Origin of the sequence: Corallococcus sp. Z5C101001 (assembly GCF_007352635.1) — a bacterium.
GTDB classification, from domain to species: domain Bacteria; phylum Myxococcota; class Myxococcia; order Myxococcales; family Myxococcaceae; genus Corallococcus; species Corallococcus silvisoli.
In genome coordinates this window covers 176860-188036 of sequence record NZ_VKLU01000009.1, presented here as the reverse complement: position 1 = coordinate 188036, position 11177 = coordinate 176860, and the positions used below count along the sequence as shown (strand labels likewise).

Sequence of the window (11177 nt, the reverse complement as noted above, 5' to 3'; positions counted from 1 at the left end):
GGGGGGCCATCCATGTGTCGAAACAATGTCGACACTTCTTAACAGCCCCGACGCTCGAACCCTCCAGCCACTCTCGGTGACGAGACCCTGCGCGCATCACCCACCCACTCACTCAAGAAGCGGGGATGCGTGAAAGTTTCAAGCGCGGCCGAACAACCCCTTCAACCACCCCATGAAGCCCTTCGGCTTCGACACCCCCGCGACCTCCGGAGTCACGCCCTGCGCGGCGGCCGCGGCCAGGTTGCGCGCGGCACTGACGGAGTGCGCGCCTCCGGTGGAGGCCGCGGGTGCCAACGTCGGAGGCACCAGCACCGCGGGCGCTTCCGGCTGGGACAGCCGCGCCTTCACGGCCTCCGGCGTGTCGCGGGTGGTGAACGTGCTGACCACTTCGCGACCTGTCGTGCCCTCGCGCGCGGTCACCTTCAGCAGCGACTCGTTGTTCACCTCGAAGGTGACGGTCACCTGCACCGCGCCGCGCGGACGCTTTGGCAGGCCGGCGAGCCGCAACGTGCCCAGGTACTCATTGTCCTGCGCCCGGTCGGAGTCACCCTGGAACACGGTGAGCTCCAGCTCCGTCTGTCCATCGCGGTGCGTGGAGAGCGTGTGGACCTTGGAGGCCGGCAGCGACACGTTGCGCTCCAGCACCGGCTTGAAGCGCCCGCCGGGCAGCCCCACGCCAATGGCCATGGGCAGCACGTCGATGAGCACCACGCCTTCCAGCTGCCCCAGACTGTGCGCCAGGAGCGCCGCGCCCAGCGCCACGGCCTCGTCCGGGTGCACGCCCTTGCTGGGCGGCCGGCCGAAGAACTGGGTGATCTTCTCGTGCACCAGCGGGAAGCGGCTCTGCCCTCCGACGAGGATCACCTCGTCGATGTCCTTGGGCCCCAGCCCCTTGGCCTGCAGCACCTCTTCACAGACCTGGACCGTGCGGTCGACCAGCTTCTCCGTCAGGGCGATCAACTTCTGCCGCGTGAGCGTGACGTCCAGGTCGTACGGCTTGTTGTCGATCATCGTCACGAAGGCCACGTGCACGCGCATCTCCGAGCGCTCGGACAGGGCGCACTTGGCCCGCTCCGCCGCGTCGTTGATGCGCTGCAGGGCCACCCGGTCCCCCTGGAAGGCGCGGCCCGTCTGCCGCTCGAACTCCTCCAGCAGGGACTCGACGATGGCGTTGTCGAAGTCGATGCCGCCCAGGAACGTGTCGCCGCCGGTGGAGATCACCTCGTAGACGGTGTCGTGCAGCTCCAGCACCGACGCGTCGAACGTGCCGCCGCCCAGGTCGTACACCAGCACGCGCTGGTTGAGCTTCTTGCCATAGCCGTACGCCAGCGCCGCCGCCGTGGGCTCGTTGAGGATGCGCTCCACGTACAGCCCCGCGAGCTTGCCCGCCTCGCGGACGGCCTGCCGCTGGTTGTCGTTGTAGTAGGCGGGCACCGTGATGACCGCCCGGGAGATGGGCTGGCCCAGCTGGTTCTGCGCCACCTCGCGCACCTCCCGGAGGATCAGCGCGGAGATCTGCTGGAGCGAGTAGATGCGATCGCCCAGCCGCACCGCCGCTTCGCCCGCCTGGCCCGCGGCGATCTCGTAGTGGAAGCGGCCCTTGATCTGCTCGACGATGGGCGACGCGTAGGGCCGGCCCACCAGCCGCTTGGCGCCGTACACGGTCTGGCGCGGGTTGGTGAGCATCTGCCCCTTGGCGGGGTGGCCCACCACCAGCCTGCCGCGCTGGTTGAACGCCAGGATGGAGGGCACCGTGTTGTGACCCTCGCGGCTGGGCAGCACCCCCGGCTTGTTGCCGCGCACGAACGCGGCGCACGAGTTCGTCGTCCCCAGGTCGATGCCGATGACAGGGCCGGCCCGGGGTGGCTCGGCCGTGTTCAGATCCAACGACTCCGCCGTCACCATCTCCAGCGCGGGTGCGGTGGGAGCGCCGGGCACATCAGCTCCGTCCCCCCGGGCGGCGCCAGGGCCGGGCTCGGCGCGCGCGGCGGAGGGGAGGGCGGGGGCGGCGGCGGGGCCAGGGACGGTGAAGTCCGCCGGGCCCACCCCGTTGGGCACGGGCGGTACGTCCGACTGGGCGTGGGGGAGGATGGCCACGGCGGCGTCCAGGAACCGGCGGGTCGGTGCGTCCGCCTCCCCGAACCTCAGGCCCATCCCGGAGATGCCCTGGCCCTGCTGACCGGTGACGAAGTGGACGATGGCCGCCGTGTAGAGGAGCCGGTCGCCGCTCGCCAGGCGGAGGTCCAGGGTGACGGCCGTGCCCGGAGGGCGGACGGCCTTGGCGCGCAAATAGATGCCCCCCCGGGTGATGTTGCCCCCGTATTTCGCCAGGAACTCCTCGGGGGTGGCGAAGGGCAGCTTCACCACCAGCCCGACCGCCCCCGCTTGATTCGAATCCGCCAAGGCCCGGTCCAAGTCCCAAGTCGTGTGTGTGGGACGCCGAGTATCACCCGAAGTCCTAGGGAACGGGCGGCAAAAAACCTTCTTCCGTTGCGCGGCTGCCGCGTAAACCGTATGGACACGCACCCGCCGGGCGCTGGTGCCCCGCGGGGCCTCCGGGAGCCCCCATGTTGAACCCCGATATCCGGTTGGCCCTCACCTTCGACGACGTGCTCCTGCTGCCCGGCGAGAGCGCCGTCACGCCCCGTGATGCCGACCTGACGACCCGCCTGACGCGCAACATCCGGCTCAACGTGCCCCTGTTGTCCGCCGCCATGGACACCGTGACGGAGGCCCGCACGGCCATCGCCATGGCCCAGGAAGGTGGCATTGGCGTCATCCACAAGAACATGACCCCCGAGCAGCAGGCGCTGGAGGTCCTCAAGGTCAAGAAGTTCGAGAGCGGCATGGTGGTGGATCCGGTCACCATCGAACCGAAGGCGCCGCTCTCTCGCGCGCTGGAGCTGATGAAGGCGCACGGCGTGTCCGGCGTCCCCGTGGTGCAGGGCAAGCGCCTGGTGGGCATCGTCACCAGCCGCGACGTGCGCTTCGAGAAGAACTTCACCCAGAAGGTCGAGGACGTGATGACGACGAAGCTCGTCACCGGCCGCGAGGGCATCTCCCAGGACGACGCCCAGAAGCTCCTCCACGAGCACCGCATCGAGAAGCTCCTCGTCGTGAACGAGGCCTATGAGCTGAAGGGCCTCATCACCATCAAGGACATCGAGAAGCGCCGCACCCACCCCTACGCGGCCAAGGACGCGAAGGGCCGCCTGCTCTGCGCCGCCGCCGTGGGCGTGTCCGCCGACCGCGAGGCCCGCATCGACGCGCTGCTCAAGGCGGGCGTGGACGTCATCGTCGTGGACACCGCGCACGGCCACTCCAAGGGCGTGCTGGAGGGCGTGCGCGACACCCGCAAGAACTTCCGCGGGTTCGACCTCATCGCCGGCAACGTGGCCACCGCGGAAGGCACGCGCGCGCTCATCGAGGCGGGCGTGGACGCGGTGAAGGTGGGCATCGGCCCGGGCTCCATCTGCACCACGCGCGTGGTGGCCGGCGTGGGCGTACCCCAGGTGACGGCGGTGGATGACTGCGCCCGCGAAGCGGACAAGCACGGCATCCCCATCATCTCCGACGGCGGCATCAAGTACTCGGGCGACATCGTCAAGGCCCTGGCCGCGGGCGCCAGCTCCGTGATGATCGGCTCGCTGTTCGCCGGCACCGAGGAGTCCCCTGGCGACGTCATCCTGTACCAGGGCCGCAGCTACAAGAGCTACCGGGGCATGGGCAGCCTGGGCGCGATGAAGCAGGGCGCCAAGGACCGCTACTTCCAGTCCGACGTGGAGGCGGTGAAGCTGGTGCCCGAAGGCATCGAGGGCCGCGTCCCGTACAAGGGCAGCCTGTCCATGAACGTGCACCAGATGCTGGGCGGCATCCGCAGCGGCATGGGCTACGTGGGGTGCGCCACCATCGAGGAGCTGCGCACGAAGGCCACCTTCACGCGCATCACGTCCGCCGGGCTCAAGGAGAGCCACGTGCACGACGTCATCATCACCGAGGAAGCGCCCAACTACCGCATGGAGTAGGGCTTCCCGCCCCGGAGGAAGCTCCGGGGCAGGGGAGGCTCCCCTGGGACGCACCCAGGGGAGGCCCGCGAGGGACTACTTGCCGCGACGCTTGCCGCCGGCGGGGGTCTCCTCCGCGGGGGCCGGCGCGGCCGACACGCGCTTCTCCGCGGCGTTCACGCGCTGGAGCAGCTGCTCGCGGTCGTCCGGGTCCAGCGTCTCGATGGCCTTCTTCATGGTGCCGAAGTCCAGGCGGGCCACCGTGACGGTGTTGCCGCCCTTGATCTCCTGCACCGTGGGGACGTCCACCAGCTCGCGCAGGTAGATCTCGAACTCCACCCGGACGTCCGCCGTCTGCTGGATGCAGGTGTCCTTGGCGTTGACCAGGTTCTGGCTGCCCTCGCGGTAGCTCAGGTCCGGGTTGCGGGCCATCGCGTCCTCGAAGGTGTGGGTGCGCTCCCGGAGCGAGGAGTAGAGCTGGACGTAGTCCACCAGCCGGTCCGACTCCGGACGGTTGACGTCCCGCGCCTTGTTGAGGGGCGCCGTGGTGTCGTCACAGGTGAGCTTGGAGAGCTCGGTGACGCCGGGCGCATCCTTCACGGCGACGCTGCGGGTATCCCTCTCCAGACGTTCGTCAGAGGAGATCTCCTTCACGCACCCCGAGGAGGACAGGAGGAGCATGGCTGCTGCAGTGGAAGCGGACAGGCGGCGCACGAACAATTGACGGCCTTTCAGCGTTGATTTCCCGAAGTTTGTAGCGATAAGGGCCCCCACCCGTCAACGACGCCCCCTGGGAGAATCGCCGGTGGACCTGCACTCCGAGAAGATCCTGATCCTTGATTTCGGGAGCCAGTACACCCAGCTCATCGCCCGCCGGGTGCGCGAGCTGGGGGTGTATTGTGAGATACACCGCCCCGACCTCCCCGCCGCCGACATCCGCCAGTTCGCGCCGCGCGGCATCATCCTGTCCGGCGGCCCGGCCTCCGTGGAGGCCCCTGGCTCCCCCCGCTGCGACCCCTACGTCTTCGACGCGGGCGTCCCCGTGCTGGGCATCTGCTACGGCCTCCAGCTCATCTCCAAGCTGCTGGGCGGCCGCATCGACCGGGGCGCGCACCGGGAGTTCGGCAGCGCGGCGGTGGAGGTGCTCACCGCGCGCGGCCCGTTCGCGGAGTTCCATCCGGGCGACCAGGTGCAGGTGTGGATGAGCCACGGGGACCGGGTGGACGTGCTGCCGCCCGGTTTCGAGGCCATTGGCCGCAGCGGCAATTCGCCCTTCGCGGCGGCGGCCCATGCGACGAAGCCCTGGTACGGCCTCCAGTTCCACCCGGAGGTGGTCCACACGCCGCAGGGCAAGACGATGCTGCGCGCCTTCCTCTTCAACGACTGCAAGGTCACCGGCTCCTGGACGATGAAGGGCTTCATCGACGAGGCGGTGGAGACCATCCGCAAGCAGGTGGGCGAGGAGGGCCGGGTCATCTGTGGGCTGTCCGGCGGCGTGGACAGCTCCGTGGCGGCGCTGCTGCTGCACCGGGCCATCGGCCCGCGCCTCCAGTGCATCTTCGTGGACAACGGCGTCCTGCGGCAGGGCGAGCGGGCGCAGGTGGAGGCCCTCTTCGTGGACCGCTTCCACGTCCCCCTGAAGACGGTGGATGCGCGCGAGCGCTTCCTGTCCAAGCTGGCCGGCGTCACCGATCCAGAGCAGAAGCGGAAGATCATCGGCCGGGAGTTCATCGCCGTGTTCGAGGAGGCCTCGCGCGACGTGCAGGACGCGGGCTTCCTGGCGCAGGGCACGCTGTACCCGGACGTCATTGAATCCGTGTCCTGGAAGGGCCCCTCCGTCACCATCAAGAGCCACCACAACGTGGGCGGCCTGCCAGAGCAGATGAAGCTCAAGCTGGTGGAGCCCCTGCGCGAGCTCTTCAAGGACGAGGTCCGCGCCCTGGGCCGCGAGCTGGGTCTGCCGGACGAGATGGTCTCCCGCCAGCCCTTCCCGGGGCCGGGCCTGGCCATCCGGGTGCTGGGCGAGGTGAACGAGAAGCGCCTGGACCTGGTGCGCCGCGCGGACGCCATCGTCCAGGAGGAGATCCACAAGGCTGGCCTGTACCGCGAGGTGTGGCAGGCGTTCGCGGTGCTGCTGCCGGTGCAGAGCGTGGGCGTGATGGGCGACGAGCGCACCTACGAGTCCACCTGCGTGCTGCGCGCCGTCACCAGCGTGGACGGGATGACGGCGGACTGGGCCCGCATCCCGTTCCCCATCCTGGAGCGCATCTCCTCGCGCATCACCAACGAGGTGCGCGGCATCAACCGCGTCGTCTACGACATCTCCTCCAAGCCGCCCGCCACCATCGAGTGGGAGTGAGCCGGAGGGCGTCCGCGGAGCCCCGTTCAGGGTGAGGGCTCCTCGCGGGCGCGGATGAAAGAAGAGGCTGCCTGGCGCGAACCAGGCAGCCTCGGGGACTTCAGCCCGCGGAAGGGGAGACTACCCCGCCGGGTTGGCCTTCACCGGCGTCACCTTCGTGCTACCGGGGCGCAGCTCTTCCAGCACGCGGTTGGCGCCGTAGATCTTCTGGAGCGCCTCGATGATGGCGTCCGAGTGGACCGCCACGGTGCGGTTCACGGACTCGTCGAAGCCGTAGTCACCGCCCAGCGACTGGATGTTGCCGTCGAACACCAGGCCCACGACCTCGCGGTTCTGGTTCAGCACCGGCGAACCGGAGTTGCCTCCGATGATGTCGTTGGTGGTGACGAAGTTCATCAGCGTGGCGCCGTTGATGACCTTCTCCGACTTCACCCACGACTTGGGCAGGGCGAACGGCTCCTGGCCCGTGGCGTGCTCGAACGTGCCAGCCATCTGGGTGAACGGCGCCACCTGCGCGCCGTTCTCCGTGTAGCCCTTCACCGAACCGAAGGACACGCGCGGGGAGAACGTCGCGTCCGGGTACTGGTTGGTGCCGTAGATGTCGAAGCTCGCCTTGGCGACCAGCTCGCTGTTCTTCCGGATGACGGACTCCACGTCGTCCTCGAACTTCTTGCGGATGGCGCGGGCGTCCGGGTCCACCAGGAGGGCCAGCTGGATCATCGGATCCTTGGACGCCTCCACGGCCTTCTTGCCACCGTCGAAGAGCGCCTGGCGCGCCTTGACGTCCGCCAGCTTGCTGCCCTTCACCACGCGGGTGGCGACCTGCTCCGGGGACTCCTTGCCCAGGACCTTCTTCACGAAGGGGTGCTTGGCGCCCAGCTCCTCGCGCAGCTTGGTGAGGCTGAACGTCAGGCGGGCGATCTCCAGCTCCGGGTAGATGGGCGCGGGGCTGAAGAGCTGCGCCTTGAGCGCGGGCTGGTTGGCGTCGTTGTACTCACGCAGCCGCTGGCCGTTGTCCTTGGGCAGCTCCTCGCTGGCGCGCACCAGCGTCCGGGCGATGACGTACATGGAGGACGACAGGCCCTGGCCCTGCTCCATGTAGTTCAGGTCCTTGCGGAGGTTGACGAGCTGCCCCTCCGCCTTGGCGATCTCATCCCAGGCGCCGGCGTACTTCTTCTTCAGCTCGGGGTTCGCGTCGACCTTCTTGCGCAGCTCCTGCTCCGCGGCGACCTTCTGCGCGAAGAACTGCTTGTCGAGCAGCGCCTCGTGGCGGCCCTTGGACGCCTTCAGGCCGTTCTCCACGCCGAAGAGCATGTTGCTGGAGATGCGCTTCTGCTCGGGGCCGCGCTTCTGGAACTCCGTGAGCATGCCCCGCATCTCGGACAGGTACATGAGCGACTTGGGCATGGACACGTCGCGGATGTACTCCAGCTCCGCGATGGTCAGCTGGCGCGAGGTGCGGCCCGGGTTGCCGGCCACGAACGTGAGCTCGTTCTCCTTGGCGCCGTGCTCGGACCACTTGAAGTAGTCCGGCGTCTTCACCGGCTGCTTGTCCTGGTAGACGCGCACGAACGACACGTCCAGGTCGTAGCGGGGGAACTCGAAGTTGTCCGGGTCACCGCCGAAGAAGGCGATGGCGTGCTCCGGGGCGAACACCAGGCGCACGTCCTGGAAGCGGCGGTACTTGTAGAGGTTGTACTTGCCGCCCTGGTACAGCGTGACGACGTCACAACGCACCTTGTCGTCGCCGTTGGCGCAGGCCTTCTCCACCTTGGCCATCTCCGCCTTCAGCGTGTCCGAGTACTGCTTGCCGGACAGCGACTGGGTGGCCTTGTTCAGCGCGTCGGTGACGTCGGTGATCTCGACGAGCTGGTTCACCTCCATCGCCGGGCACTGCTTCTCCTCGGCCTGCGTCTTCGCGTAGAAGCCGTTGGCCAGGTAGTCCTGCTTCGCGGAGGACAGCTGCTCGATGCAGCCGCGCGCGCAGTGGTGGTTCGTCATCACCAGGCCGTCCGGCGACACGAAGCTCGCGGAGCAGCCGCCAGCCAGACGCACCGCGCCCAGGCGCAGCTTCTCCAGCCACTGCTGATCCGGCTCGAAGCCGTACTTCTGCTTCACCTTCGCGGCGGGGAAGTTGTTGTACGTCCACATGCCTTCGTCGGCGAGCGCCGGAGCGGCACCCACGAGGGCGGCGATGACCATCAATCGCTTCATGAATGGGATCCTTTCGGGCCGCGGGAACGGAGACCCGCGGGGACGGGGCGTTTGTGAGGGATGCCCCTGCGGCGGTCAAGCGGGGAAAACGCCCACGCCTCCTGCACAACGCACAGCCGCCCGTTCGATTCCCAGGAGGCCCACCAGGCAGCTGGATCCGCCGCCCCGCAGCATCCCGACGCGCCGCGTCCGACGCGGACGGGCAGGGGGCTCAGGCCACCCGGGCCCGCACCCATGCACCCGGGGTGCTGCCCGTGACGGCCCGGAAGTCCGCGATGAGGTGGGCCTGATCATAGTAGCCAGCACCGGCCGCGATGGCGCCCCAGTCCGGCCGTGCGCCCTGGACACTGGAGGCCCGGAGCGCGCGGTGGAAGCGCACGAGCCGCGCGAAGGCCTTGGGGCCCATGCCGAGCACGTCGTCGAAGGCGCGGCGCAGGTGCCGCTCGCTCACGCCCAGCGTACGGGCCAGGCCGGCCACGCGGGGAATCTCCACCGCGTCGGTGAGCAGGCGGATGCCGCGCCGCACGAGGTACGCGGCGGCGGGCTCGTAGACGTCATCCCGCTGGAGCCGGTCCGCGAGGGCGGCCTCGAGCGCGCGCAGGCGGGCCTCGGGGGAGCGGGCCTCCGCGAGCTGGGCGCGCAGCCTCGCGCCGTCGGCCCGGCCCCAGAGCGTGTCGATGGAAAGCGACCGGCGGGCCAGCTCCGACATGGGCACACCGAAGAACGGATACGCGCCCCCGGGCTTGAACTGGAGGCCCAGCGTGTCGGGCGGCACCTCCGACGGCGCCTTGCGCAGCACGTGCTCCCGGGGCCCCAGCGCGTGCACGTCGCAGGACGACGCCGTGACGCGGACCACCAGCTCGACGGTGCCGTCCGGGAGGCGGACGTAGGCGTCCGGGGACGGGCCCCGCCAGAGGAGCCGTGCCCGCTGGACGAAGCGCGACAGGTCGGCCCGCGGGGTCAGCGTGTGCTCGGACGGGGAGGCCATGCGCCGGCAACCATGGCGCGGCGGGCCCCGGGCAGCAACCCGGTCCGGGCGCGGGCCACCGGACTCTGGCCGATTCCTCCAATCGGGCCCGTGGGGTGGATTCGTACAGTGACGGGCATGCGAATCCATCACCTGAACTGCGGAACCCTGTGTCCCTCCAGCGCCCGGTTCGTCACGGGCGACGGCGGGCTCTTCGAGCGCGCCCGGATGGTCTGCCACTGCCTGCTGCTGGAGACGCCACGGGGGCTCGTCCTGGTGGACACGGGGCTGGGGACCCGGGATGTCCAGGACGCGAAGCAGCGGCTGGGCGGGCGGTTCGTGGCCCGGAACGCGCCCCGGTTGGAGCTGGCCGAGACGGCGCTGGCCCAGGTGGAGCGCCTGGGGTTCCAGCGCGGGGACGTGCGGCACATCGTGCCGACGCACATGGACCTGGACCACATTGGCGGGCTGGCGGACTTCCCGGAGGCCCAGGTCCACGTGTTCGGGGACGAGCACGACGCGGCCCTGGTGCCGCCGAAGCCGGGCGCGATGTTCGGCTACCGGCCGGTGCAGTGGGAGCACGGGCCGAAGTGGAACCGGTACGCCGTGGACGGCGAGCGCTGGTTCGGCTTCGAGTCCGTCCGGGTGATTCCGGGCCTGGACGCGGAGGTGCTGCTGGTGCCGCTGGCGGGACACACGGCCGGCCACTGCGGCGTCGCGGTGAAGGGCCCCGGGGGCTGGGTGCTGCACGCGGGAGACGCGTACTTCAGCCACCACGAGGTGGATCCGGTGGCGCCGCGGAGCCCGTGGGGCGTGGCGCTGTTCCAGCGGCTGAGGTCGGTGGACAACGCCGCGCGGCTCGCGAACCAGGAGCGGCTGCGCGAGCTGGTGCGCGCGCATGGGCACGAAGTGAAGGTGTTCTCCGCGCACTGCGCGGTGGAGTTCGAGCGGCTGCGCGGTGGACCCGCACACGGGGCCGCGTGATAGCACTCGGGGCGGACCTGTTCGGAGGTGCGCCCATGAAGCTCTATTTCACGCCCAGGACCCGAGCGACCCGCGCCCGCTGGCTGCTGGAGGAGCTCGGGGTGCCGTACGAGCTGGTGAAGGTGGAGCCCTCGAAGGGGGACACGTCGACGCCGGAGTACCTGGCGCTGAATCCCTTCGGCCAGGTCCCGACGCTGGTGGACGGGGACGTGACGCTGTTCGAGTCCTCGGCCATCTGCATGCACCTGGCGGACCGGTTCCCGGAGCATCACCTGGCGCCCCCCGTGGGCTCCGCCGAACGCGCCGCGTATTACCAGTGGATCGCCGTCGCGGAGGACACCGTGGAGCCGGTGGTGCTGGACTTCTTCCGGCACGCGCGGCTTCCGGAGGGACAGCAGGCGGAAGCGCCGCTGTCCCGGCAGCGGTTGAACGCGGTGCTCGCGGTCGTGGACTCGCGGCTCGACGGCCGGGAGTTCCTCGTGGGGGCGCACTTCACGGCCGCCGACGTGGTGATGGCTTCGATCCTCCATCTGGCCCACACGCTGAAGCTCCTGGAAGGGCACCCGCGGCTGGTGGACTACGTGACGCGTCACACGCAGCGCCCCGCCGTCCGCCGGGCGGTCACGCCGTGATGGCGTTGCGGTAGCAT

Annotated in this window: 8 protein-coding genes; 4 read left to right on the top strand and 4 right to left on the bottom strand. The window is 69.6% G+C overall.

What is annotated here, in order from left to right:
- Positions 1 to 138: 138 nt before the first annotated feature.
- A complete protein-coding gene (locus tag FOF48_RS21380) occupies positions 139 to 2403 on the bottom strand; it encodes a TIGR02266 family protein (RefSeq protein ID WP_143904592.1) in 2265 nt (754 codons plus the stop codon).
- Between the two features lie 164 nt (positions 2404 to 2567).
- Here FOF48_RS21380 and guaB point away from each other — a divergent pair, with 164 nt between their 5' ends.
- Positions 2568 to 4025 (top strand): IMP dehydrogenase, encoded by a 1458-nt coding sequence (guaB, locus tag FOF48_RS21375; protein WP_143904590.1) that lies wholly within the window; start codon positions 2568 to 2570, stop codon positions 4023 to 4025.
- A 75-nt stretch (positions 4026 to 4100) separates the two neighbouring features.
- Here guaB and FOF48_RS21370 read toward each other — a convergent pair whose 3' ends face one another.
- On the bottom strand, positions 4101 to 4685 hold the full coding sequence (locus FOF48_RS21370; protein WP_143904588.1) for a hypothetical protein: 585 nt from the start codon (positions 4683 to 4685) through the stop codon (positions 4101 to 4103).
- 124 nt (positions 4686 to 4809) lie between these two features.
- Between FOF48_RS21370 and guaA the strand changes: the two genes are divergently transcribed.
- Positions 4810 to 6363: a glutamine-hydrolyzing GMP synthase gene (gene guaA, locus FOF48_RS21365; protein WP_143904586.1), complete on the top strand. Its 1554-nt coding sequence runs from the start codon at positions 4810 to 4812 to the stop codon at positions 6361 to 6363.
- 120 nt (positions 6364 to 6483) lie between these two features.
- On the opposite strand, the gene FOF48_RS21360 is transcribed toward guaA, so the two are convergent.
- Positions 6484 to 8577, bottom strand: coding sequence for a S46 family peptidase (locus tag FOF48_RS21360; RefSeq protein ID WP_143904583.1), 2094 nt, complete (start codon positions 8575 to 8577; stop codon positions 6484 to 6486).
- A 211-nt stretch (positions 8578 to 8788) separates the two neighbouring features.
- Positions 8789 to 9565 (bottom strand): AraC family transcriptional regulator, encoded by a 777-nt coding sequence (locus FOF48_RS21355; protein ID WP_143904581.1) that lies wholly within the window; start codon positions 9563 to 9565, stop codon positions 8789 to 8791.
- Between the two features lie 117 nt (positions 9566 to 9682).
- On the opposite strand from FOF48_RS21355, the gene FOF48_RS21350 reads away from it, so the two are divergent.
- Positions 9683 to 10528: an MBL fold metallo-hydrolase gene (locus tag FOF48_RS21350; protein WP_143904794.1), complete on the top strand. Its 846-nt coding sequence runs from the start codon at positions 9683 to 9685 to the stop codon at positions 10526 to 10528.
- Between the two features lie 35 nt (positions 10529 to 10563).
- Positions 10564 to 11160 carry a glutathione S-transferase family protein gene (locus FOF48_RS21345; protein WP_143904579.1) on the top strand — a complete coding sequence of 199 codons (597 nt, stop codon included), beginning with the start codon at positions 10564 to 10566 and terminating at the stop codon, positions 11158 to 11160.
- Positions 11161 to 11177: the final 17 nt, after the last annotated feature.

Bases quoted from the DNA above. Each gene is read 5' to 3' on its own strand.
- guaB (WP_143904590.1), top strand. From the start codon at position 2,568: ATGTTGAACCCCGATATCCGGTTGGCCCTCACCTTCGACGACGTGCTC.
- FOF48_RS21370 (WP_143904588.1), bottom strand. From the start codon at position 4,685: ATGCTCCTCCTGTCCTCCTCGGGGTGCGTGAAGGAGATCTCCTCTGAC.
- FOF48_RS21360 (WP_143904583.1), bottom strand. From the start codon at position 8,577: ATGAAGCGATTGATGGTCATCGCCGCCCTCGTGGGTGCCGCTCCGGCG.
- FOF48_RS21355 (WP_143904581.1), bottom strand. From the start codon at position 9,565: ATGGCCTCCCCGTCCGAGCACACGCTGACCCCGCGGGCCGACCTGTCG.
- FOF48_RS21350 (WP_143904794.1), top strand. From the start codon at position 9,683: ATGCGAATCCATCACCTGAACTGCGGAACCCTGTGTCCCTCCAGCGCC.
- FOF48_RS21345 (WP_143904579.1), top strand. From the start codon at position 10,564: ATGAAGCTCTATTTCACGCCCAGGACCCGAGCGACCCGCGCCCGCTGG.